The following is a 22,324-nucleotide window of genomic DNA, read 5'->3' as shown; positions in this document are numbered from 1 at the left end:
CGCGGCACCCGGAATTTCGGTGCCGGATCGCCTAGTCTGCTCACACAATGACCCTGTTACGTTCCGCGTCGTGCCTGGCAGCGACGCTTTTCCTGGTGGGCGCCCTGGCCGCCGCGCCGATCGCTGCGCCGCTCGCGTCCGCCGAACCGACCCCGGGCCCCAACGCCGGGCCGCCCAACTGCCCGTATCAGGTGAACACCCCGCCCGCGGTGGACTCCTCGGAGGTCCCGACCGCCGGTGACCCGCCGATCCCGCTGGCGGTGCCCCCCAAGCCGGTCGGCGGCGAGGCCCTGGGCGGTTGCGGCGTCGTCGCGGCACCCGGGACGCCGCCGCTGCCGGGCGACGTGTCGGCCGACGCCTGGCTGGTGGCGGACCTGGACAGCGGCGCCGTGATCGCCGCCAAGGACCCGCACGGCCGGCACCGCCCCGCCAGCATCATCAAGGTGCTGGTCGCCATGGCGTCCATCAACGCGCTGCCGCTGAACAAGTCCGTTCAGGGCACCGCCGACGACGCGGCCGCCGAGGGCACCAAGGTCGGCGTGACCGAGGGCGGCGTGTTCACCGTCAACCAGTTGCTGCACGGCCTGTTGATGCACTCCGGCAACGACGCGGCGCACGCGCTGGCGGTGCAGCTGGGCGGGATGCAGCAGGCGCTGGAAAAGATCAACGTGCTGGCCGCCAAGCTCGGCGGCCGCGACACCCGGGTGGCGACCCCGTCCGGGCTGGACGGCCCCGGCATGAGCACGTCGGCCTACGACATCGGCCTGTTCTACCGCTACGCCTGGCAGAACCCCACCTTCGCCGACATCGTCGCGACCCGGACCTTCAACTTCCCCGGCCACGGCGACCATCCCGGCTACGAGCTGGAAAACGACAACCAGCTGCTCTACAAGTACCCGGGCGCGCTGGGCGGCAAGACCGGCTACACCGACGACGCCGGGCAGACGTTCGTGGGCGCGGCCAACCACGACGGGCGGCGGCTGATGGCGGTGCTGCTGCACGGGACGCGGCAGCCGATCGCGCCGTGGGAGCAGGCGGCGCACCTGCTGGATTACGGGTTTTCCACGCCGCAGGGCACCCAGGTCGGCACGCTGATCGAACCCGACCCGTCGCTGATGCCCACCCGACACGACGGCGCCGCCGACCGACAAGGCGCCCAGGCCGCCCCGCTGATGCCGTCAGCGGACGCGCTGCCGGTGCGGGTGGGTGTCGCCGCGATCGGCACCGTCATCGTGTTTAGTTTGATCATGGTCGCACGCTCAATGAACCGCCGACCGCAGCACCGTTGAGATCACGGCGGGGGCTGCCGCTCGGACTCACCGCCGCCAGCGTCGGCGTCATCTACGGCTACGACCTGTCGATCATCGCCGGCGCGCAGCTGTTCGTCACCGACGACTTCGGGCTCACCACCCGGCAGCAGGAGCTGCTGACGACGATGGTGGTGATCGGCCAGATCGTCGGCGCGCTCGGCGCCGGTGTGCTCGCGAACGCCATCGGCCGCAAGAAATCGGTGGTGGCGATCCTCGTCGCCTACGCGGCGTTCGCGCTTCTCGGTGCGTTCTCGGTCTCGCTGCCGATGCTGTTGGCGGCGCGCTTCCTGCTGGGACTGACGATCGGCGTGACGGTGGTGGTGGTGCCGGTCTACGTGGCGGAGTCGGCCCCGGCCGCGGTGCGGGGCTCGCTGTTGACGGCCTATCAACTTGCGATCGTCAGCGGACTCGTCGTCGGCTACCTGACGGGTTACCTGCTGGCCGGCGCGCACGCCTGGCGGTGGATGCTGGGACTGGCCGCCCTGCCCGCAATGCTGCTGCTGCCCTTGCTGATTCGGATGCCCGACACGGCCCGCTGGTATGTGCTCAAGGGCAGGGTCGACGACGCCCGCGCCGCGCTGCTGCGCGCGGAGCCGACCGCGAACACCGACGCAGAGCTGGCCGAGATAACAACCGCGTTGAGCGAAGGCAGCGGCGGCTTTTCCGAGATGCTGCGACCGCCGTATCGGCGGGCCACCGTATTCGTGGTCACGCTCGGCTTCCTGATCCAGATCACCGGCATCAACGCGATCATCTATTACAGCCCCCGGATATTCGAGGCAATGGGCTTCACGGGCAATTTCGCGCTGCTGGCCCTGCCGGCACTGGTGCAGATCGCCGGGCTGGCGGCCGTCGGCACGTCGCTGCTGCTGGTCGACCGGGTGGGCCGGCGCCCAATCCTGTTGTGCGGCATAGCCATGATGATCGCGGCCGACCTCGTCCTGATGGCCGTGTTCGCCCAGGGCCGCCTGGGCGGCGCCGGCCTGGTCTTCGGGTTCGCCGGCATCCTGCTGTTCATCTTCGGCTACACCGCGGGTTTCGGCTCGCTGGGCTGGGTGTACGCGAGCGAGAGCTTCCCGACGCGGCTGCGCTCCATCGGTTCCAGCACCATGCTCACCTCCAACCTGGTGGCCAACGCGATCATCGCCGCCGTTTTCCTGACGCTGTTGCATTCGCTGGGCGGCGCGGGGACTTTCGCGGTTTTCGTGGTCCTCACGCTGATCGCCTTCGGCTTCGTCTACCGGTATGCCCCGGAAACCAAGGGACGCCAGCTCGAGGACATCAGGCACTTCTGGGAAAACGGCGGCCGATGGGACTGATCTCGGCGGGGACGATGATTCTCGACGGGCAGGTCTGCCGGCCGGGATGGCTCGAGACGTCCGGCGGGCGGATCCGCGCGTGCGGCGCCGGCCCACCGCCCGGGCCGGCCGACCGGAATTTCCCGGATTGCGTTGTGGTGCCGGGCTTTGTCGACATGCACGTGCACGGCGGCGGCGGCGCCTCCTACACCGAGGCCTCCATCGCGCCCGACACCATCGACGCGGCCGCAGACTTTCACAAGCGGCACGGCACCACCACCACGCTCGCCAGCCTGGTCACCGCCGCGCCGGCCGAGCTGATCGCCGGCGTCCGCGCGCTCGCCGCGGCCACCGAGCGGGGCACCGTCGCGGGCATCCACCTGGAGGGGCCGTGGCTGAGCCCGGCCCGGTGCGGCGCGCACGACCCCACCCGGATGCGCCACCCCGACCCCGCCGAGATCGACGCCGTGCTCGCCGCCGGCGGCGGCGCCGTCCGGATGGTCACGCTGGCGCCGGAACTGCCGGGAGCCGACGACGCGATCCGGCGGTTCCTGGACGCGAACGTGGTTGTGGCCGTGGGCCATACCGACGCGACCTACGAGCAGACCCAACGCGCCATCGCCGCGGGCGCCACGGTAGGCACCCACCTGTTCAACGCGATGCCGCCGCTGCACCACCGCGAACCGGGGCCCGCCCTCGCGCTGCTGCGCGACCCGGGGGTGACCGTCGAACTCATCGCCGACGGCGTGCACGTACACCCCGAGGTGGCGCGCGCCGTCGTCGCGGCCGCGGGGCCCGACCGCGTCGCGCTGGTCACCGACGCGCTGGCCGCGGCCGGCTGCGCCGACGGGACGTTTCGGCTCGGCGCGGTGCCGGTCGACGTCGTGTCCGGCGTCGCGCGGGTGCACGGAACGACCACGATCGCCGGCAGCACCGCCACCATGGATCGGCTCTTCCGCGACGCGGCCGCCTCGGACGCGGGAGACGCGGGGCTGGCCGCCGCCGTGCGGATGACGGCGACGACGCCGGCGCGCGCGCTGGGCCTCGAGCGGGTGGGCGCCCTGCGGACGGGCCACGACGCGAATCTGGTTGTGCTGGACGGCGCCTCGGAGGTGAGCGCCGTCATGGTGCGCGGCGAATGGTCGGCGGGTTAGCGGATCGCGTAGTCACTCAACGGAAAGCTTGACGCTTCCTCGACCGCGTTTTCCGTCGGCGTCGGCCGCAGCAGACTCGCTTCGCCGCTGCTGTTGAAGTAGTACGAGCGCGAAGTGGCGCAATTGCCGGCGTAGAAAATCGTGTCGTCGAGGAGCTCGGTCATCTGGTCCAGGAAGCGGGTGTTTGCTTCCTCGGTCACCTCGAACTCGGTCGCGCCGACCCGCTGCAGCTCACCGAAAAGCCGGTCCATGTGCCGCATCTGGTACTCCACGTTGTTGAAGACCGAGAGGCCGCAGAACCCGTACGGACTGGCCAGGCTCAGGTAGTTCGGGAAGTACGGGACGGACATCCCCTGATAGGCCTGGAACCTGTTCTCGCGCCACCACTTTCCGAGGTTTCGGCCCTGCCGGCCGATCATCTCGATCGCCGGGAAGTTGGCGTCCCACAAATCGAAACCGGTGGCGAGCACCAGGGTGTCGATGACGGTCTTGCGCCCGTCGGCGGTGACGATGCCGTCGGGCTCGATCCGCTCGATGCTGTTGGTCTCCAAGTGCACGTGCGGTTCGGTGAAGGTGCGGTAGTAGCTGTTGGACCACGTGGGCCGTTTACAGCCAAAGTCGTAGTCGGGCGTTAGCTTGCGGCGCAGCTCCTTGTCCCGTATCGAGACGAACCGGCTGATCTTGGCCAGGTCCGCGGCGACGATGGTCAGCCGTCGGAACGTGCGGAAATGCAGCACACCCGTCACGATCATGATTTCGAAGAAGAAGTCGGTCAGATGCCGAACGAGCCGCTGCACCTTCGGCGCCCGGGCGAACACCCGCTGCAGCCAGGCGGGAATCGCGAAGTCGATCTTGGGAACCACATGGATCGCCGTCCGCTGATACACGGTCAGGTCGGCGACTTTGCCGGCCAGCACGGGGATCAACTGCACCGCCGTCGCCCCGGTTCCGATGATTGCCGCGCGGCGGCCCTCGAGGTCGTAGTCATCGTCCCAGGCCGTGGTGTGGATGACCTTGCCGGCGAAACTCTCGATGCCGGGAATGTCCGGGGTACGCGGCTGCGACAGGAACCCGGTCGCGGTGATCAGGAAACGCGCCGTCAGCGTTTCGCCGCCCGCCAACTCCACCCGCCACCTGTGCGCGTCCTCGTCCCAGCGCGCGCCTTCGACGACCGTGTTGAACCGCATGTAGCGGCGCACGTCGTATTTGTCGGCTACGTGCTCGGCGTATCGCTTCAATTCGGGGCCGGGGGCGAACAGGCGGGACCAGTACGGGTTGGGTTCAAACCAGTACGAGTAGGTGGTGGAAGCGATGTCGACGGCCAGGCCCGGGTACCGGTTGACATGCCAGGTACCACCGAGGTCGTCCTCGCGGTCGAGGATGACGATGTCCTGGTACCCGAGCCGATTGAGCTGGATCGCCGCACCGATGCCGCTGAAGCCCGCACCAACGATGACGAACTCGAATTCGCCCGTACTCATGGGACAGGTAGCTCCTTGTGTGACGCAGGTCACCGCGCGCTGCGCAGCTGCTCGCGTACCGAGTGTAAAGCAGGAGTCATTTTCCCTGCGTGAGCAGCCGGCGGGCCAGCCGGGAGAACGCCCACGCCCCGGCGGCTCCCAGGCCCACCGCGGTCAGCGTCTGACGCGTGGACAGTCCCTCGTCCAGCTGCACCCGCGGGGCGATGATCGCGGGCGGCGGGGGGTCCACGTGCTTGGCCCGCGGGTCGTCGGACGCGGTGGCGGCCCACGCGGCGGCGAACAGCACCAGGTATGCGGTGACGTAGGAGAAAACCATGAGGCCCAGCACCGGGCCGAAGGCGACCCCAGCGGGGCTGCGCAGCACCGCCCTCAGATAAAGCGACGCCACCTGCTTGAACGCCTCGAAGCCGATCGCCGCCAGCAGGCCGGCCCGCATCGAGGCGACCGGGTCGACCTTCTCGCGCGGCAGCCGGGCGATCATCCAGGCGAACAGCAGCCACGACACGAACAACGAGATCACTATCGAGAACAGCCGGAACAGCCAGTCGAACACCGAAAACTGCGGTATGCCAAGCCATCTCAGCACCGCGCCCATCGGCGCCTCGTGCCCGAGCGTGCTGAGCGCCACGGTGGCCAGCGCCACGGTGAACGTCCCCACCATCGCCAGCAGGTCGGAGAGTTTGTTGCGCAGGAACCCCGGCGACTCGATGCGCTTGTCCCACCACATCTCGGTCACCGCGCCCCGCAGGTGCGATATCCAGCCCACGCCCGCCCAGGCGGCGGTGGCCAGCCCGATCAGTCCGACCGAGGTTCGCGCGTCGATCGCCGAATTCATCAGGTCGACCAGCTGTTGCGAAAGCGCGCCGGTCACCGCGGACCGGATGTGGTCGTCGATCGTGCTCAGCAGCTGCGGGCGGCGCGACAGCAGGAACCCGAACGCCGCGAAACCCACCATCAGCAAGGGGAATAACGCGAAGATCGTGTAGTAGGTGAGGCCGGCGGCGTAGAACCCACCGTTGCGCTCATCGAAACGCTGATAGGCGCGCATAACGTGGTCGAGCCATCGAAACCGGGCACGCAGCCGATCCAGGATGCCTGGCTTGGCCGGCTCGCTCATGCGTAACCCTATTCCGGTACCGGAAGGAACCCCAACCGATCGTAAACCCGCCGAACGGTTTTCCCGGCGACCTCCTCGGCGCGCTGCGCCCCGGCCGCCAGCACCGACTCCAATTCGGCACGGTCGGCCATCAATTCGTCGACGCGCGCCTTGATCGGACTCACGAATTCGACCACGGCCTCGGCGGTGTCCTTCTTCAGGTCGCCGTAGCCGCGCCCGGCGTAGCCCTCGACGAGCTTGTCGATGCCGACCCCGGTGACCGCCGACTGGATGGTCAGCAGGTTCGACACGCCCGCCTTGGCCTCGGTGTCGTAACGGATCTCGCGCTCACTGTCGGTCACCGCGGAGCGAATCTTCTTGGCCGACAACGCCGGATCGTCGAGCAGGTTGATCAGCCCGGCATCGGTGGCCGCCGATTTGCTCATCTTCGACGTCGGGTCGGCCAGGTCGTAGATCTTGGCGGTCACCTTGGGGATGAGCACGTCGGGGACGACGAAGGTGTCCGGGAAACGGCTGTTGAACCGCTGCGCGACGTCGCGCGCCAGCTCGAGGTGCTGGCGCTGGTCCTCGCCCACCGGCACCAGGTCGCTGTCGTAGGCCAGCACGTCGGCCGCCTGCAGCACCGGATAGGTGAACAGGCCGACCGTGGTCGAGTCGCTGCCCTGGCGCGTGGACTTGTCCTTGAACTGTGTCATTCGCGACGCCTGGCCGAAGCCGGTGAAGCACCCCAGCACCCACGCCAGCTGGGTGTGGGCGGGCACGTGGCTCTGCACGAAGACCGTGCTGCGCTCGGGGTCGATGCCCAGCGCCAGGTACTGCGCGGCGGTGACCAGGGTGCGCCGTCGCAGCGCCTCGGGATCCTGCGGGATGGTGATGGCGTGCAGGTCGACGACGCAGAAGAACGCCTCATGGTCGTCTTGCAGCGCCACCCACTGGGTGATCGCGCCCAGCGCGTTACCGAGGTGAAGCGAGTCGGAGGTGGGCTGCACGCCGGAGAAGAGCCGGCTGGATCCGGTAGCGGTGCTCATGATTCCCCGATCTTTTCACGCGCGGACCGGCCGTTGTTTGCAGTACCGGCGGTACCGCCATTACTGTCGGGCTGTATGGGGAGCAACGTGGGGAGCCGTCCGCCGATCCACCTAGGTTCCGGAGAAGGGTCCCGAGAACCGATCCTCCTGCTGCACCCGTTCCTGCTGTCGCAGGCGGTGTGGGAGGACGTGGCGCGGCAGCTGGCCGACACCGGCCGCTACGAGGTCTTCGCCCCGACGATGGCCGGCCACAACGGCGGCCCGAAGGCCGGGACCTGGTTCCTGTCGTCCGACGTGCTCGCCGACCACGTCGAGCAGCAAATGGACGAACTGGGCTGGAAGACCGCCCACATCGTGGGCAACTCGCTGGGCGGCTGGGTCGCCTTCGAGCTGGAGCGCCGCGGCCGGGCGCGCAGCGTCACCGGCATCGCCCCGGCCGGCGGTTGGACGCGCTGGACCCCGGCGAAGTTCGAGGTGATCGCCAAGTTCGTCCTGGGCATCCCCCTGCTGGTGGCGGCCTGGGCGTTCGGCCCCAAGGTGCTGCGCCTGCCGTTCAGCCGGCAAATGGCCACCTACGCGATCAGCGCCAAGCCCGACGGCGTCAGCGACGCTCAACTGCTCGGCTGCATCGATGACGTCGCACATTGCCCGGCGTACTTCCAGCTGCTGGTCAAGGCGCTGTTGCTGCACGGCCTGCGGGAGGTCGCGCAGAACGCCGTCCCGGCCCATCTGGTGATCTGCGAGAAGGACCGGATCCTGCCGTCCCCCCGGTTCAGCCGGCATTTCACCGACCAGCTGCCCAAGGACAGTCACCAGGTCACCAAGCTGGAAGGCGTGGGACACATTCCGATGTTCGAGGCGCCCGAGCGCATCACCCGGGTGATCACCGAATTCATCGAGGAGCATTGCCCGGTCGCGGGCCGCGAGGAGTCAGCCGGCTAGGGCCTTTTCCAGGTTCTCGGCGATGGAGTTCAGGAACTCCTCGCTGTTCTGGTACTCCTGCTCGGGGCCGATGAGGATGGCGAGATCCTTGGTCATCTTGCCGTCCTCGACGGTGGAGATGACGACCTCTTCGAGCTTCTGGGCGAACTCGATCACCTCGGGGGTGTCGTCCAGCTTGCCGCGGTGCTGCAGGCCCCGCGTCCAGGCGAAGATCGAGGCGATCGGGTTGGTCGAGGTCGGCTTGCCGGCCTGATACTGCCGGAAGTGACGGGTGACGGTGCCGTGCGCGGCCTCGGCCTCGACCGTCTTGCCGTCGGCCGTCATCAGCACGGACGTCATCAGCCCCAGCGAGCCGTAGCCCTGCGCGACGGTGTCGGACTGCACGTCGCCGTCATAGTTCTTGCACGCCCACACGTAGCCGCCCTCCCACTTGAGGCAGGCCGCCACCATGTCGTCGATGAGCCGGTGCTCGTAGGTCAGGCCCTCGGCTTCGAACTGCTCCTTGAATTCCTCGTCATAAATGCGCTGGAACTCGTCTTTGAACATGCCGTCGTAGGCCTTGAGGATGGTGTTCTTGGTGGACAGGTACACCGGCCACTTGGCGTTCAGGCCGTACGCGAACGAGGCGCGCGCGAAATCGCGGATGGAGTCCTTGAAGTTGTACATCCCCATCACGACGCCGCCGTCCTCGGGGATGGACACCACCTCGTGCACCATGGGCTCGCTGCCGTCGGCCGGCGTGAATGTCAGCGTGACGGTGCCGGGCTTGTCGACCTTGAAGTTGGTCGCGCGGTACTGGTCGCCAAAAGCGTGCCGGCCGATGACGATTGGCTTGGTCCAGCCCGGAACCAGGCGCGGCACATTGGAGATCACGATCGGCTCGCGGAAGATGGTGCCGCCCAAGATGTTCCGGATGGTCCCGTTGGGCGAGAGCCACATCTTCTTCAGGTTGAACTCGTGGACCCGCGCCTCGTCCGGCGTGATGGTCGCGCACTTGACGCCGACGCCATGCTTCTTGATCGCATAGGCCGCGTCGATCGTCACCTGGTCGTCGGTGCGGTCGCGGTGTTCCATGCCCAGGTCGTAGTACTCCAGGTTGATGTCGAGATGGGGCAGGATCAGCATGTCCTTGATGAGCTTCCAGATGACGCGGGTCATCTCGTCGCCGTCGAGCTCGACCACTGGGCCCTTGACCTTGATCTTGGATTCGTCAGACATATCGAGTTCGACTTTCTTCTCGCGGCTCTCAGCCCTTGGCGGCTTGCGAAGCTGCCAGCGCCTCGTTGAACGTTTTGCTCGGCCGCATTACGGCAGTCGTCTTCTCCGGGTCCGGGCGATAGTAGCCGCCGATGTCGACCGGCTCGCCCTGCGCCTCCGCGAGTTCCGCCACGATCGCGTCCTCGTTTTTGCTCAACTCCTCGGCCAGCGCGGCGAAGTGCTCGCGCAACTCGTCGTCATCGGATTGCGCGGTGAGTTCCCCGGCCCAGTACAGCGCCAGGTAGAACTGGCTGCCGCGGTTGTCGAGTTCGCCGGTCTTGCGTGACGGGCTCTTGTTGTTCTCCAGCAGCTTGCCGATCGCCGCGTCCAGCGTCTTGCCGAGCAGCTTGGCGCGCGGGTTGTCGGTCTTGATGCCGACGTCCTCGAAACACGCTCCCAGAGCAAGGAACTCGCCGAGGGAATCCCAGCGCAGATGATTTTCCTCGACCAGCTGGTGGACGTGCTTCGGCGCCGAACCGCCCGCCCCGGTTTCGTACATTCCGCCGCCGGACATCAGCGGCACGATGGACAGCATCTTGGCGCTGGTGCCGAGCTCCAGGATCGGGAACAGGTCGGTGAGGTAGTCGCGCAGGATGTTTCCGGTCGCGGCGATGGTGTCCTGCCCGCGTATCGCGCGCTCGATCGTGTACCTCATGGCCCACACCTGCGGCATGATCTGGATTTCCAGGCCCTCGGTGTCGTGCTCCTTGAGGTACTTCTTGACCTTGTTGCGCAGCTCGACCTCGTGCGGCCGCTCGGTGTCCAGCCAGAACACCACCGTCATGCCCGAGTTCCGCGCCCGGGTGACGGCCAGCTTCACCCAGTCGCGGATCGCCTCGTCGGTGACGATCGGCATCCGCCAGATGTCGCCTTCTTCCACGTTCTGCGTCAGCAGGACTTCCCCGGTGTCGAGGTCGACGATGTCGGCGACGCCGTCTTCGGGGATCTCGAATGTCTTGTCGTGCGAGCCGTATTCCTCGGCCTGCTGCGCCATCAGGCCGACGTTGGGGACGGTGCCCATGGTCGTCGGGTCGAACTGCCCGTGGGTTTTGCAGAAGTTGATGATCTCCTGGTAGATGCGCGAGAAGGTCGACTCGGGGTTGACGGCCTTGGTGTCCTTCTGCCGCCCGTCGGCGCCCCACATCTTGCCGCCGGCGCGGATCATCGCCGGCATCGACGCATCGACGATCACGTCGCTGGGCGAATGAAAGTTGGTGATGCCCTTGGCCGAATCGACCATCGCCAGCTCGGGGCGGTGTTCGTGGCAGGCGTGCAGGTCGCGGATGATCTCCTCGTGCTGCGTCGCGGGCAGCGATTCGATCTTGTCGTAGAGGTCGACCAGCCCGTTGTTGACGTTGACGCCAAGCTCGTCGAACAGCTCCTGGTGCTTCGCGAACGCCTCCTTGTAATAGACCTTCACGGCGTGGCCGAAGACGATCGGGTGGGAGACCTTCATCATGGTCGCCTTCACGTGCAGCGAGAACATCACGCCGGTCTCGTAGGCGTCCTGCATCTGTTCTTCGTAGAACTCGACCAGGGCCTTCTTGCTCATGAACATGGAATCGATGACGTCGCCGTCGCGCAGCTCGACCTTCGGCTTGAGCTCCAGGGTCTCCCCACCCTTGGTCCGCAGCACCATCTTCACGTTGCGCGCCCGGTCCAGCGTCATCGACTTCTCGCCGTGGTAGAAGTCGCCGTGTCGCATGGTGGCGACGTGGGTGCGCGAGGCCGGCGACCACTCCCCCATGCTGTGCGGGTGCCTGCGCGCGTATTCCTTGACGGCCTTGGGCGCACGCCGGTCCGAGTTGCCTTGCCGCAGAACCGGGTTCACAGCGCTGCCCAGGCATTTGCCATACCGGGCGCGAATTTCCTTGTCCTCGTCGGTTTTCGGGCTCTGCGGAAAGTCCGGGATCTGGTAACCCTTGCCCTGCAGCTCCTTGACGGCGGCGATCAGCTGGGGCACCGAGGCGCTGACGTTCGGCAGCTTGATGATGTTGGTGTCGGGCCGCTGCGTCAGCTCGCCCAGTTCCGCCAGGTCGTCGGGCACCCGCTGTTCTTCGGTCAGGTAGTTGCCGAACTCGGCGAGGATCCGAGCGGCCACGGAGATGTCACTGGTCTTGATCTTGATGCCCGCCGGCTCGGCGAAGGCTCGCACGATCGGCAGGAACGCGTAGGTCGCCAGCAGCGGCGCCTCGTCGGTCAGCGTGTAGATGACGGTCGGCTGTTCGGCGCACACGGTCCATCTCCCGGCGTCATTGGATCGGTTCTCAGCGTTCTGGTTGCCACGTTATCAAGGGTGTTTGGACAGGTGTCGACCCGCAGGCGAGCCGGTCTGTTGGCATCTGTGTTGGCATCTCTGTTGGCATCTCCGTTGGCATGGGCGAGCCGCTATGAGATAGGCTTCACATCGGTCATGAGCGCCAGCGCTAAGCCCCGGCTTGCTGGCCGGCAACCCTCCAACCGCGGTGGGGTGCCCCGGGTGAAAGACCAGGTCTAGTAGCCACAGGCTGCGCGGCAAGCGCGGGTCCGCCATACCGGACCCCTGACTAGAGGGGAAACGTGATGCGCATTCATCAAGCTCATTCGCGTCGTTTTGTCTGCCGTCGGTAATTCGACCGCGCACTTCCCGCTACCCGAATTCATGCCCTTCTGAGAAGAAAGCACACCGCAGTGAGCTCTGAAAACAACGAAACCAGCCCCGAGGCAGATCCGACCGCGCACTGGTCGTTCGAGACCAAGCAGGTCCACGCCGGCCAGAGTCCCGACCCCGCGACCAACGCCCGCGCCCTGCCGATCTACCAGACCACGTCCTACGTCTTCAACGACACCACGCACGCCGCCGCGCTGTTCGGGCTCGAGGTCCCGGGCAACATCTACACCCGGATCGGCAACCCGACGACCGACGTCGTCGAGCAACGCATCGCCGCGCTCGAGGGCGGGGTGGCCGCGCTGTTCCTGTCCTCCGGCCAGGCGGCTGAGACATTCGCCATATTGAACCTCGCGAGTGCTGGAGATCACATCGTGTCCAGCCCGCGGCTCTACGGCGGCACCTACAACCTGTTCCACTATTCGCTGCCGAAGCTCGGCATCGAGGTCAGCTTCGTCGACGATCCCGACGACCTCGATTCGTGGCAGGCCGCGGTGCGCCCGAACACCAAGGCGTTCTTCGGTGAGACCATCTCCAACCCGCAGATCGACATCCTCGACACGCCCGGGGTTTCCGGGGTCGCCCACGCCAACGGCGTGCCGCTGATCGTCGACAACACCATCGCGACGCCCTACCTGATCCAGCCGTTCACCCAGGGCGCCGACATCGTGGTGCACTCGGCCACCAAGTACCTGGGCGGGCACGGCGCCGCCATCGCCGGCGTGATCGTCGACGGCGGCACCTTCGACTGGACGCAGGGCCGCTTCCCCGGATTCACCACGCCCGACCCCAGCTATCACGGCGTGGTATTCGCCGAGCTGGGGCCGCCGGCGTACGCGCTCAAGGCCCGCGTGCAGCTGCTGCGCGACCTTGGGTCGGCCGCCGCGCCGTTCAACGCTTTCCTGGTGGCGCAGGGCCTGGAGACGCTGAGCCTGCGCGTCGAGCGGCACGTCGCCAACGCGCAGCGGGTCGCCGAGTTCTTGGAGGCCCATGACGGCGTCGTGTCCGTCAACTACGCGGGGCTGCCCAGCTCGCCCTGGTACGAGCGGGGAAAGAAGCTGGCGCCCAAGGGAACCGGGGCCGTGCTGGCGTTCGAGCTGGCCGGCGGCATCGAGGCGGGCAAGGCGTTCGTGAACGCGCTGCAGCTGCACAGCCACGTCGCGAACATCGGCGACGTGCGCTCGCTGGTGATCCACCCGGCGTCGACCACCCACGCCCAGCTGAGCCCCGAGGAGCAGCTGTCCACCGGCGTCAGCCCCGGCCTGGTGCGGCTGGCCGTCGGCATCGAGGGCATCGACGACATCCTGGCCGATTTGGAGCTCGGCTTCGCCGCGGCCCGCAAGATCGGTGCCGGGGCGGCCGACCCGCAGGCCGTGGCGGCGTTCTGAGGGGTTTCGACATGACGATCTCCGACGTCCCGACGCAGACGCTGCCCGCCGAAGGCGAGATCGGCCTCGTCCACATCGGCTCGCTGACCACCGAAAGCGGTGCGGTGATCGACGACGTCTGCATCGCGGTGCAGCGCTGGGGCGAGCTGTCGCCGACGCGCGACAACGTTGTGGTGGTGCTGCACGCGCTCACCGGCGATTCGCACATCACCGGGCCCGCCGGGCCCGGGCATCCCACGCCCGGCTGGTGGGACGGCGTGGCCGGGCCGGGAGCGCCGATCGACACCGACCGCTGGTGCGCGGTGGCCACCAACGTGCTCGGCGGCTGCCGTGGCTCCACCGGCCCCAGCTCGCTGGCCCGGGACGGAAAGCCTTGGGGCTCAAGGTTTCCGCTGATCTCGGTGCGTGACCAGGTGGAGGCCGACGTCGCCGCGCTGGCCGCCCTGGGGATCGACCGGGTGGCCGCCGTCGTCGGCGGATCCATGGGCGGCGCAAGGGCTTTGGAGTGGATCGTCGGCCACCCCGACCGGGTGCGGGCGGGGCTGCTGCTCGCGGTCGGCGCGCGCGCCACCGCGGACCAGATCGGTACGCAGGCCACGCAGGTCGCGGCCATCAAGGCCGACCCGAGCTGGCACGGTGGCGACTACTACGAGACCGGGCAGTCGCCGGACGCCGGGCTGACCATTGCCCGCCGCTTCGCGCACCTGACCTACCGCGGCGAGGTCGAGCTGGACACCCGCTTCGCCAACGCCAAGCAGGGCGGCGGGGACGGCCGCTACGCCGTGCAGAGTTACCTGGAGCACCAGGGCGACAAGCTGTTGGCCCGCTTCGACGCCGGCAGCTACGTCGTCCTGACCGAGGCGCTGAGCAGTCACGACGTCGGCCGCGGCCGCGGCGGCGTCGAGCGCGCCCTGCGCGGATGCCCGGTGCCGGTGGTGGTCGGGGGCATCACCTCCGACCGGCTCTACCCGCTGCGGCTGCAGGAGGAGCTGGCCGAGCTGCTGCCCGGCTGCTCCGAGCTGCACGTCGTCGACTCCATCTGCGGGCACGACGGGTTCCTGGTGGAGTCCGAGGCCGTCGGCAAGTTGATCCGAAAGACGCTCGATTTGGCGGACTCGGCTGATCGGGGTCGGCGGTGATCCGCTCCAGCCAGGAACGCTCGCTCTCGTTCGGCTCCGCGGCCGCCGCCTATGAGCGTGGCCGCCCCTCCTATCCACCGGAGGCGATCGACTGGCTGATCCCGCGCGGCGCGCGCCGCGTGCTCGATCTGGGCGCGGGCACCGGCAAGCTGACCACCCGGCTGGTGGAGCGTGGCCTGGACGTGGTGGCCGTCGACCCGATTCCGGACATGCTCGAGGTGCTGCGCTCCTCGCTGCCGGAGACCCGCGCCCTGCTGGGCACCGCGGAAGAGATTCCTTTGGAGGACAACAGCGTTGACGCCGTGGTCGTCGCGCAGGCGTGGCACTGGGTGGATCCCGAGCGCGCCATCCCGGAGGTGGCCCGGGTGCTGCGGCCCGGCGGGCGGCTCGGACTGGTGTGGAACACCCGCGACGAGCGGCTGGGCTGGGTGCGCGAGCTGGGCGAGATCATCGGCTCCGACGGGGACCGGGGCCGCTTCGACGTGTCGTTGTCGGCGTCATTCACCGAGCCCGAGCGGCATCAGGTCGAGTGGACGAATTACCTTACGCCGCAAGCGTTGATCGACCTGGTGGCGTCGCGCAGCTACTGCATCACCTCGCCGACCGAGGTCCGCACCCGCACGCTCGACCAGGTGCGCCAGTTGCTGGCCACCCATCCGGCGCTGGCGAATTCGAACGGTCTGGCGCTGCCGTACGTGACCGTGTGCATCCGGGCTGCGTTGGCCGCGTAGTTCGTTTACGTCACGAGAAGAGGTTCGGCAGCGGGGGCAAGCCTTGCAGCACGCCCTGGGAGAAGTACGGCCCCGCGTTCGGCGTCAGGGACGAGTAGCCGTCGTTGACGATCGGTTCCAGGAACGAGTTGAGGTTGTCGACGATCGGTTGCGGGACGCCAATCTGCTGAAGCGGCAACAACATTGGCAGGGTCGGTGACGGGACCATGTAGGTGGTGATGGTGCCGCCGAGGGAAGTGGTTGTGCTGGACACCTGCACCGCGTCCGACATCGAGGCCAGCGATGTGGTGTTGTGGTGGTAGATCCCGGCGGCCAGCGCGTTGACCCACGCCGGGATGTTCCAGGGCCGGTCGGGCGGGTTGCCGAAAAAGTCGTACTGGCCGAACACCACGCTGACGTCGTATTGGGTGTTCGGCAGCCCCTGCGACGTGTAGTCGACGAAGGGCACGGTCACGCCGTTCGGCAGGTAAATGTGGAACAGGCCGGTCTCGGGGCCGTTGAACAGGGCGAACTGCAGGGCGCTGTGCGGTGGAGCGGTCGGGTCTGCCGCCAGGGCGGCCAATTCGCGGTTGACGACGAGCGTTCCCTCCGACAGCGCGGCGATGCGCACCGGTGCACCGCTGCCGTTCGCGAAGGCATTGAAGATCTGGTCGTTAAGCGCCCGCTGCCCCATGGCGAGGGCCTCGTTGACGCCGGGAGCGGCCAGGCTCCCGCTGATGAAGCCGATGCTGGCCGGGTAATTGACCACCTGAGAAGTGGTGCCGGGGAACCAGTTCTCGCCGATGGCGTGGTTCAGCAGGTCGTACCCCTGCAGGATCGACACGGAAATGGGGCCCGGGATGCTGCCCGCATAGAGCAACTGCCCCAGGTACGGCAGCTCGGTGATGAAGTTCGGGTAGTACAGCGGTCCCGCGCCGGGAACCGTGATCCGCGTACCCGCCGCTGCGCCCGGGATGAGCGGGGACCCCAACAGCGACTCGGCCGTTGCGATCTCGGTGCTCAGATACGTGCCGGCGTTGGCCTGCAGGGTGAGCACGAACTTTTCGTGCAGCTGCGTCGCTTGCGCGGTGATCTCGTGGAATGCCAGGCCGTGCGCGCCGAACAGGCCGGCGATGCTCGTCGACACCTCGTCGGCGCCGGCCGCCAGCAGCGACGTCGTGGAGTTCGCGGCCGCTGCGTTCGCCGCGTCGACCGCGGACCCGATCCCGGCCAGATCCTCGGCAGCAACCGACAACCATTCGGGCGTGGCGAGGACATACGACACCTGGTGCCTCCTTGCCCCCGATCGGTGGCTGTGAGGCTACTACCGGCCGGGACGCTAGGCGGGGCTTTCGTCTTCCTCGTCGTCGCCGTCGTCGTCGTCATCCTCGTCTTCCTCGTCGGTATGGAGGAGTTTTTCGGGGTGCCAGTAGGTGTTGGTGCGGGGTTGGCCGTGGTCGAGGTGGGGTGGGGGGATCCATTCGGTTTCGCCGTTGGTGTTTTTGCGGGTAGTCCAGCCGTCGGGGTGCAGCATGCGGTGTTGGCAGCCGCAGGCGAAGGTGAGGTCGTTGACGTCGGTGGTGTGGCATTGCGCGTAGTCGGTGACGTGGTGGACTTCGCTGTAGTAGCCGGCCACCGTACATCCCGGGGCGCTGCAGCCGTGTTCCTTGCCGTACAACACGATTCGCTGGGCCGGGGAGGCCAGCCGTTTGGTGTGATACAGCGCCAGGGCTTTGCCGTTGTGGTCGAAGATGGCCAGGTAGTGCCGGGCGTGGCGGGCGAGGCGGATGACGTCGCTCATGGGCAAGATGCTGCCCCCACCGGTCAACCCGCGTCCGGCGGCGGCTTCGAGTTCGGCCAGGGTGGTGGTGACGATGATCGAGGCGGGCAGCCCGTTGTGCTGGCCCAGCGTGCCCGAGCAGAGCAGCGCGCGCAGGGCGGCGGTCAGCGCGTCGTGGTTGCGTTGGGCGGCGCTGCGGGCGTCTTTGTCGATGGCGTCTTGAGACGGTGAGCCGTCGACGGTGGGGGTGTGGTCGAGGGGGTTGCACATGCCGGGGGCGGCCAGCTTGGCCAGCACCGCTTCGATCGTGGCGCGCAGTTCGGGGGTGATCAGCCCGCGCAGCTCCGACATGCCGTCGGATTGCTGGTTGCCCAATGTGAGGCCGCGCCGCCGGGCCCGGTCGGCGTCGGTGTAGGTGCCGTCGGGGTTGAGGCAGTCGGCCAGTGTGTCGGCCAGCGCGCCCAGGTGTTCGGGACGAAACCGGGTGCCCTCGCTGGCCAGTTTGGCTTCGGCGTGTTCGCGGGTGTCCTGATCGATCCAGCCGGGCAGCTGATGCCAAAACTTGCGAATCACCGCCACCTGCCCGGTGCCCAGCTCACCAGCGCGTTGCGCGGCGGCCGTGGCGGCCAGCACCGGCGCCAACCGCTCACCGGTCAGCCCGTGGCGCGGGCCCAGATCGGCGGCCTCGTTGACCCGTCGCGACGCCTCGGCGCGGGTGATCAACGCCGCCTCGGCAATCGCATGAGACAGCTTGCCGCCCAACTCCTCCGCAGTCGCCTGACGGGCAACGGCATTGATGATCGGATGTTCTAGGGACGGCAGCCGCCGGCGCATCTTCTCGAAACGCTTGAGCAACGCGAGGTGCTCGCGGGTGGTCAACGCCTCGCAGTCAAACGCGGCCAAGGCGTCGAAGTCGGCGTCCCAGCGATCCAGGGCGGCCGACAACGCCTCCCGGTCAACGACACCGTCCGAACTCATACCGCCAAACTAACCACCCCCACCGACAAAAACCGCCGCCCCGAGACGCCTGAAACCAAAGTGGCGCAAGTTTTTTGAAATAGTCTGCGTGGTGCAACAATCAGCGCACACTGGGGCCAGTGAAACAAAAGTGGCCCGAGTTGTTGCCTCAGCGAGGCGCTGGCTGGAACAGCTCCACGAGGTTGCCGGAAGGGTCCTGAATCAGGACCTGTTGCCCGCCGGGGCCGCTGAAGATGTCGTTTCGGAAACTTACACCGGCCGCCCGCAGCCGCTCGGCCTCGGCCGAGATGTCTTCGACGACAAGCTGTATGCGGTTCCAGCCGCCGGGTTCCGGCGTGGCGCCGTCGGGCATCGGACGCGCCGCGGAGCTCTTGGGACCGGCCAGCAAGAGTTGCAGCGCGCCACGCACCACGGCGGCAAACGCGGGCACGGCGTCCAGGTCGACGCTGAAACCCAGGTGGGTGGTGTAGAAGTCGACGGCGGCCCGAACATCGTCGACGAGGTAGCGAACGCGCGCGAGTTCGACCATCAGACGTTCAGCCCCGAGTACATCACCCGGTTGGGGTCGTACTTCTGCCGCACAGTGGATAGCTGCGAGACGTTCGGGCCGAAGTAGCGCGACGGCGAGCTGTTGGCCTCCAGGTAGTTGACGTAGCCGCCGACCGAAAACTGTTGCACTGCTTGGTGTGCGGAACTCAGCCACTGCTGCGCGGCGGCCACCTGGTTGGCGGCGGGCTCGACGTACCACTGCAGCAGCACCGACTGCTGGCGCCACGGGAAGGCCGTGTTCCCGGCCGGCACATCGCCGACGGCGCCGTCCAGCGGGTCGATCAGCACCGCAGCCTTGCCGCCGGAGGCGGGCCACTGCCCGATCGCGGTCGCAACGGCATGCGCCGCAGCGGAATTCATCGTCGCGAGCACATCGGATCCGGCCACGAACCCCACCGGCGAGGCCGTCGAGCTGCCGCCGGCCAGATACGTCACCAGGTCCATGTGGCCGAGGGTCTTGTTCACGACGGCGGTCGGCGCCACCCCGACGGCGGACTTGATGGCGTCGACGACACCGGAACCGGCGCCCGCCGGGCAGGTCGCCAGCACGTGGCAGTTCGGCTGGCTGCCCACCGAGAGATCGACTATCCCCCAGGTGTTTCGGTCCGCGGCGCTCAGCCAAGACTGCCAGCCGGCGAGCACCTGCACCGCCGACGCCGGCGGGAAGTCCAGCCGGACGACGTCGCTGTCGGCGGTCGCGAAGGTGGCGAACGTCATCGACGTCGTGACCCCGAAATTGCCACCGCCGCCACCGCGCAACGCCCAGAACAGATCCGGATGATCGTTGGCGGACGCGGTGACCACGTCGCCACTGGGCAACACCACCGTGGCCGACTGCAGGGCATCGCAGGTCAACCCCGCGTGGCGGCAGTCGGCGCCCACCCCGCCGCCCAGCGCCAGTCCCCCGATGCCGACGCTCGGGTAGGTGGCGGTGGGGATCGCGCGCCCGGCGCCGGCCAGGCCTTGGTGCACCGCGTAAAGCGTGGTCGCCGGCGTGACCGTGGCATTGCCGGCGCCGTCGACGTTCACCGCGCCCGGGAGCCCGCGCAGGTCGATGACCATTGCGCCGTTCGGACTCGACGCGCCGATGTACGAATGCCCGCCCCCGCGCGGGGCGATCTTGAGCCCGTTGGCCGTCGCGAACGCGACCGCCTTCTGCACGTCCGCCTGCGACGACACCTTGACCACCGCCGCCGGATTGGAGTTGTTGTAAAGCGAGTTGAAAACCTGCTTGCCCGTTGAGAATTGGGCGCCGCTGGCGGGCAGTAACACGTTGCCCCCGATGGAGGACGCCAGGCCGCCCCAGCCGGTGGCGGGGTCGGCGGCGGCGCGCGCGCTGCCGAAAACCGCTCCGGTCGCCAGCATTCCGACGGCGCCGCGAATGAATGTCTGACGCGAGATGCCCCGGTGATTCGTCGCCATGGGCCGGATTCTGGTCCAATCGGCCACTGAAAATCCGGCCTCCGCCCGAGTGTCAGGTCACAGTGTGGCCTCGATCCGCCGCCGCCCTCCGCGGCACTGCGCGGCCCAATAAGCGACGTCGCGCCCGCGATCCCCTCACGAAACGCTTATTGTGCAAACCTTTATCGCACCGTGTTGTAAATGTGACACAACTAGACCAGAGTTCCACAAGTGACTGGAGTGCCCTCAGAGCACCCGGCAATAGACGGGGAGGTTGGCATGAAGGCACTTACAGCGGAGACCCAGCGGTGGATCTGGGTGTTTCGTCACCAGCCGCTGACCATCCGCCTGCTGGCCGCGACTGCGGCCCTGCTCACCGTCGCCGCCGCCTTAGCGGCGCCGGCCGAGGCGGACCCGGCCGCCGACGACGCCTTCATCGACGCGCTGAACCACGCTGGCATCGATTTCGGCGAACCCGGCAACGCGATGTCGGTCGGCGAGTCGATCTGCCCGATGCTCGCCCAGCCGGGCGGGAACTTCGCCGCCGTCGCGGCCACCGTCAGCCACCGGGGCCTGTCACCTCAGATGGCAAAGCTGTTCACCACCATCGCCATTCAGTCGTACTGCCCGCAGGAGATGGCCAACATCGCCAGCGGCAACCCGGCCGCCGGCATTCCCGGGGGCCTGCCCGGGCTGGCCGGTGGCATCCCCGGTGGCATCCCCGGTGGCATCCCCGGCATCCATCAGATCCCCGGAATGCCAGGCGGTTAGCCCCCGGCTAGACCGATGGTGGCGACCAGCTGCGCCCGGCTACGCCGCGCTTGCGATCGCCACTAGCCCGACGGTGGCGACCCGCTGCGCCCGGCTACGCCGCGCTTGCGATCGCCACTACCGCGTTCCCAGCGGGTCGATCGTCGACGCGATATAGACCATCGCCGCGGCCACCGTCGCGGTGGTCAAGAAGTCGATCCCCCGGCTGCGCACCACCAGAAGGCCGGCCCGCTCGTCGGACAACACCAACCGCAGCACCGCCGCCACGCCGACCCCGATGCCGATCAGCAGGGCACCGCGGCGCCAGAAGTTGGCCGCCGCCAAGACGAATGCCGCGGCGAAGATCAGCTCGACCAACAGGATCGGCCACTGGGCCCGTAGCATCGCGCGCACGCGTTACTGCCGTCCCTCGGCCAACTCGACGACGTTGGTCAACAGGAACGCGCGGGTTAGCGGCCCGACGCCACCGGGATTCGGCGACACATGACCGGCCACCTCCCACACGTCGGGGTGCACGTCGCCGGCGAGCTTGCCGTCCACCCGACCGACGCCCACGTCGACGACGGCGGCGCCGGGACGCACCATGTCGGCGGTCAGCATGTGCGGCACGCCGACGGCGGCCACGATGATGTCCGCCTGCCTGGTCAGCGCCGGCAGGTCGCGAGTCTTGGTGTGGCACAACGTCACCGTGGCGTTCTCCGAGCGGCGCGTCAGCAGCAGGCCCAGGGGGCGCCCGACCGTCACGCCGCGGCCGATGACGACCACGTGCGCCCCGGCGATCTCGACGTCGTAGCGCCGCAGCAGGTGCACGATGCCGCGCGGGGTGCACGGCAGCGGCGCCGGATCCATCAGCACCAGCCGGCCCAGGTTGGTCGGGTGCAGCCCGTCGGCGTCCTTGCGGGGGTCGACGCGCTGCAGCGCCGCGTTCTCGTCCAACTGTTTCGGCAGCGGCAACTGCACGATGTAGCCGGTGCACTCGGGGTTGGCGTTCAGCTCGTCGATGGTTTCGTTGAGCTGGGCGGTGCTGATGTCGGCGGGCAGGTCGCGGCGGATCGACGTGATGCCGACCTTGGCGCAGTCCGCGTGCTTGCCGCGCACGTAGGCCTGCGACCCGGGGTCGTCGCCGACCAGGATGGTGCCCAGGCCGGGGGTGCGCCCCGCTGCCGTCAGTGCGGCCACCCGCTGGGTGAGGTCGACGAAAATTTCGTCCCGGGTGGCCTTGCCGTCCAGCGTGATTGCGCCCACGCCTGACAGTCTGGCATGCGCAACGCTGTGCCCGATGATGGCGACCCGCTTCGCCCGGCTACCGCCGATGATGGCGACCCGCTTCGCCCGGCTACCGCCGATGATGGCGACCCGCTTCGCCCGGCTACG

Annotated in this window: 19 protein-coding genes and 1 riboswitch; of the genes, 8 read left to right on the top strand and 11 right to left on the bottom strand. The window is 68.1% G+C overall.

Going from position 1 to position 22,324, the window contains the following annotated elements; all coding sequences use genetic code 11:
* The first annotated feature begins 47 nt into the window (after positions 1-47).
* Genes AWB92_RS13730 through nagA form a run of 3 tightly spaced genes read left to right on the top strand, consistent with a single transcriptional unit; the run spans position 48 to position 3,762 of the window.
* The gene (locus AWB92_RS13730) at positions 48-1,289 is read left to right on the top strand and encodes a D-alanyl-D-alanine carboxypeptidase family protein (RefSeq protein ID WP_085186370.1); all 1,242 of its coding nucleotides are present in this window, start codon (positions 48-50) and stop codon (positions 1,287-1,289) included.
* Positions 1,286-2,629, top strand: coding sequence for a sugar porter family MFS transporter (locus AWB92_RS13725; RefSeq protein ID WP_085186368.1), 1,344 nt, complete (start codon positions 1,286-1,288; stop codon positions 2,627-2,629). The genes AWB92_RS13730 and AWB92_RS13725 overlap by 4 nt, the downstream gene beginning before the upstream one ends.
* Entirely contained in the window at positions 2,620-3,762 is a 1,143-nt protein-coding gene (gene nagA, locus AWB92_RS13720) for an N-acetylglucosamine-6-phosphate deacetylase (RefSeq protein ID WP_085186366.1), read from the top strand. The genes AWB92_RS13725 and nagA overlap by 10 nt, the downstream gene beginning before the upstream one ends.
* On the opposite strand, the gene AWB92_RS13715 is transcribed toward nagA, so the two are convergent.
* The 3 genes from AWB92_RS13715 to trpS form a co-directional block, all read right to left on the bottom strand.
* Positions 3,759-5,243 carry an NAD(P)/FAD-dependent oxidoreductase gene (locus AWB92_RS13715; RefSeq protein WP_068106727.1) on the bottom strand — a complete coding sequence of 495 codons (1,485 nt, stop codon included), beginning with the start codon at positions 5,241-5,243 and terminating at the stop codon, positions 3,759-3,761. The two genes, nagA and AWB92_RS13715, sit on opposite strands and share 4 nt — an antisense overlap.
* A 76-nt stretch (positions 5,244-5,319) precedes the next feature.
* Positions 5,320-6,360 carry an inner membrane protein YhjD gene (yhjD, locus tag AWB92_RS13710; RefSeq protein ID WP_085186365.1) on the bottom strand — a complete coding sequence of 347 codons (1,041 nt, stop codon included), beginning with the start codon at positions 6,358-6,360 and terminating at the stop codon, positions 5,320-5,322.
* An 8-nt stretch (positions 6,361-6,368) separates the two neighbouring features.
* Positions 6,369-7,388 carry a tryptophan--tRNA ligase gene (gene trpS / locus AWB92_RS13705; RefSeq protein WP_085186363.1) on the bottom strand — a complete coding sequence of 340 codons (1,020 nt, stop codon included), beginning with the start codon at positions 7,386-7,388 and terminating at the stop codon, positions 6,369-6,371.
* Between the two features lie 75 nt (positions 7,389-7,463).
* Here trpS and AWB92_RS13700 point away from each other — a divergent pair, with 75 nt between their 5' ends.
* Positions 7,464-8,330 carry an alpha/beta hydrolase gene (locus AWB92_RS13700; protein ID WP_085186361.1) on the top strand — a complete coding sequence of 289 codons (867 nt, stop codon included), beginning with the start codon at positions 7,464-7,466 and terminating at the stop codon, positions 8,328-8,330.
* On the opposite strand, the gene AWB92_RS13695 is transcribed toward AWB92_RS13700, so the two are convergent.
* Positions 8,319-9,548: an NADP-dependent isocitrate dehydrogenase gene (locus tag AWB92_RS13695; protein ID WP_085186359.1), complete on the bottom strand. Its 1,230-nt coding sequence runs from the start codon at positions 9,546-9,548 to the stop codon at positions 8,319-8,321. The genes AWB92_RS13700 and AWB92_RS13695 overlap by 12 nt on opposite strands.
* Before the next feature lie 28 nt (positions 9,549-9,576).
* Positions 9,577-11,823: an NADP-dependent isocitrate dehydrogenase gene (locus tag AWB92_RS13690; protein ID WP_085186357.1), complete on the bottom strand. Its 2,247-nt coding sequence runs from the start codon at positions 11,821-11,823 to the stop codon at positions 9,577-9,579.
* Positions 11,824-11,996: 173 nt separating this feature from the next.
* A riboswitch (SAM riboswitch) is annotated at positions 11,997-12,114 on the top strand.
* Positions 12,115-12,257: 143 nt separating this feature from the next.
* Between AWB92_RS13690 and AWB92_RS13685 the strand changes: the two genes are divergently transcribed.
* Genes AWB92_RS13685 through AWB92_RS13675 form a run of 3 tightly spaced genes read left to right on the top strand, consistent with a single transcriptional unit; the run spans position 12,258 to position 15,492 of the window.
* Positions 12,258-13,622 carry a bifunctional o-acetylhomoserine/o-acetylserine sulfhydrylase gene (locus AWB92_RS13685; protein ID WP_085186355.1) on the top strand — a complete coding sequence of 455 codons (1,365 nt, stop codon included), beginning with the start codon at positions 12,258-12,260 and terminating at the stop codon, positions 13,620-13,622.
* Between the two features lie 11 nt (positions 13,623-13,633).
* Positions 13,634-14,761, top strand: a complete 1,128-nt coding sequence (locus tag AWB92_RS13680) for a homoserine O-acetyltransferase (RefSeq protein WP_085186353.1) — start codon at positions 13,634-13,636, stop codon at positions 14,759-14,761.
* On the top strand, positions 14,758-15,492 hold the full coding sequence (locus AWB92_RS13675) for a class I SAM-dependent methyltransferase (protein WP_085186351.1): 735 nt from the start codon (positions 14,758-14,760) through the stop codon (positions 15,490-15,492). Before AWB92_RS13680 ends, AWB92_RS13675 begins: the two co-directional genes overlap by 4 nt.
* A gap of 10 nt (positions 15,493-15,502) precedes the next feature.
* Here the strand turns inward: AWB92_RS13675 and AWB92_RS13670 are convergent, their stop codons facing one another.
* From AWB92_RS13670 to AWB92_RS13655, 4 genes are all read right to left on the bottom strand, one after another.
* Positions 15,503-16,756 carry a PE-PPE domain-containing protein gene (locus AWB92_RS13670; protein ID WP_085186349.1) on the bottom strand — a complete coding sequence of 418 codons (1,254 nt, stop codon included), beginning with the start codon at positions 16,754-16,756 and terminating at the stop codon, positions 15,503-15,505.
* A gap of 54 nt (positions 16,757-16,810) precedes the next feature.
* Positions 16,811-18,229 (bottom strand): HNH endonuclease signature motif containing protein, encoded by a 1,419-nt coding sequence (locus tag AWB92_RS13665; RefSeq protein ID WP_085186347.1) that lies wholly within the window; start codon positions 18,227-18,229, stop codon positions 16,811-16,813.
* Between the two features lie 148 nt (positions 18,230-18,377).
* Positions 18,378-18,758 carry a VOC family protein gene (locus AWB92_RS13660; protein ID WP_085186345.1) on the bottom strand — a complete coding sequence of 127 codons (381 nt, stop codon included), beginning with the start codon at positions 18,756-18,758 and terminating at the stop codon, positions 18,378-18,380.
* A complete protein-coding gene (locus AWB92_RS13655) occupies positions 18,758-20,200 on the bottom strand; it encodes an FAD-dependent oxidoreductase (protein ID WP_085186343.1) in 1,443 nt (480 codons plus the stop codon). The genes AWB92_RS13660 and AWB92_RS13655 overlap by 1 nt, the downstream gene beginning before the upstream one ends.
* 258 nt (positions 20,201-20,458) lie before the next feature.
* Here AWB92_RS13655 and AWB92_RS13650 point away from each other — a divergent pair, with 258 nt between their 5' ends.
* Positions 20,459-20,950, top strand: a complete 492-nt coding sequence (locus AWB92_RS13650) for a DUF732 domain-containing protein (protein ID WP_085186341.1) — start codon at positions 20,459-20,461, stop codon at positions 20,948-20,950.
* Between the two features lie 117 nt (positions 20,951-21,067).
* Here AWB92_RS13650 and AWB92_RS13640 read toward each other — a convergent pair whose 3' ends face one another.
* Together AWB92_RS13640 and AWB92_RS13635 are read right to left on the bottom strand one after the other, a co-directional pair.
* On the bottom strand, positions 21,068-21,334 hold the full coding sequence (locus tag AWB92_RS13640) for a DUF3017 domain-containing protein (protein WP_068129850.1): 267 nt from the start codon (positions 21,332-21,334) through the stop codon (positions 21,068-21,070).
* Positions 21,335-21,346: 12 nt separating this feature from the next.
* Entirely contained in the window at positions 21,347-22,195 is an 849-nt protein-coding gene (locus AWB92_RS13635) for a bifunctional methylenetetrahydrofolate dehydrogenase/methenyltetrahydrofolate cyclohydrolase (RefSeq protein ID WP_085186339.1), read from the bottom strand.
* Between the last annotated feature and the right edge of the window lie 129 nt (positions 22,196-22,324).

Source organism: Mycobacterium sp. IEC1808, assembly GCF_002101935.1.
In the GTDB taxonomy this organism is placed as follows: domain Bacteria; phylum Actinomycetota; class Actinomycetes; order Mycobacteriales; family Mycobacteriaceae; genus Mycobacterium.
This window is presented reverse-complemented; position numbering and strand designations above follow the sequence as displayed.

Excerpts from the sequence above, each read along its gene's own strand:
- AWB92_RS13680 (WP_085186353.1), top strand. The coding sequence starts at position 13,634 with ATGACGATCTCCGACGTCCCGACGCAGACGCTGCCCGCCGAAGGCGAG.
- AWB92_RS13665 (WP_085186347.1), bottom strand. The coding sequence starts at position 18,229 with ATGAGTTCGGACGGTGTCGTTGACCGGGAGGCGTTGTCGGCCGCCCTG.
- AWB92_RS13695 (WP_085186359.1), bottom strand. The coding sequence starts at position 9,548 with ATGTCTGACGAATCCAAGATCAAGGTCAAGGGCCCAGTGGTCGAGCTC.
- AWB92_RS13730 (WP_085186370.1), top strand. The coding sequence starts at position 48 with ATGACCCTGTTACGTTCCGCGTCGTGCCTGGCAGCGACGCTTTTCCTG.
- AWB92_RS13640 (WP_068129850.1), bottom strand. The coding sequence starts at position 21,334 with ATGCTACGGGCCCAGTGGCCGATCCTGTTGGTCGAGCTGATCTTCGCC.
- AWB92_RS13715 (WP_068106727.1), bottom strand. The coding sequence starts at position 5,243 with ATGAGTACGGGCGAATTCGAGTTCGTCATCGTTGGTGCGGGCTTCAGC.
- nagA (WP_085186366.1), top strand. The coding sequence starts at position 2,620 with ATGGGACTGATCTCGGCGGGGACGATGATTCTCGACGGGCAGGTCTGC.
- AWB92_RS13650 (WP_085186341.1), top strand. The coding sequence starts at position 20,459 with ATGAAGGCACTTACAGCGGAGACCCAGCGGTGGATCTGGGTGTTTCGT.
- AWB92_RS13700 (WP_085186361.1), top strand. The coding sequence starts at position 7,464 with ATGGGGAGCAACGTGGGGAGCCGTCCGCCGATCCACCTAGGTTCCGGA.
- trpS (WP_085186363.1), bottom strand. The coding sequence starts at position 7,388 with ATGAGCACCGCTACCGGATCCAGCCGGCTCTTCTCCGGCGTGCAGCCC.
- AWB92_RS13660 (WP_085186345.1), bottom strand. The coding sequence starts at position 18,758 with ATGGTCGAACTCGCGCGCGTTCGCTACCTCGTCGACGATGTTCGGGCC.
- AWB92_RS13655 (WP_085186343.1), bottom strand. The coding sequence starts at position 20,200 with ATGGCGACGAATCACCGGGGCATCTCGCGTCAGACATTCATTCGCGGC.
- yhjD (WP_085186365.1), bottom strand. The coding sequence starts at position 6,360 with ATGAGCGAGCCGGCCAAGCCAGGCATCCTGGATCGGCTGCGTGCCCGG.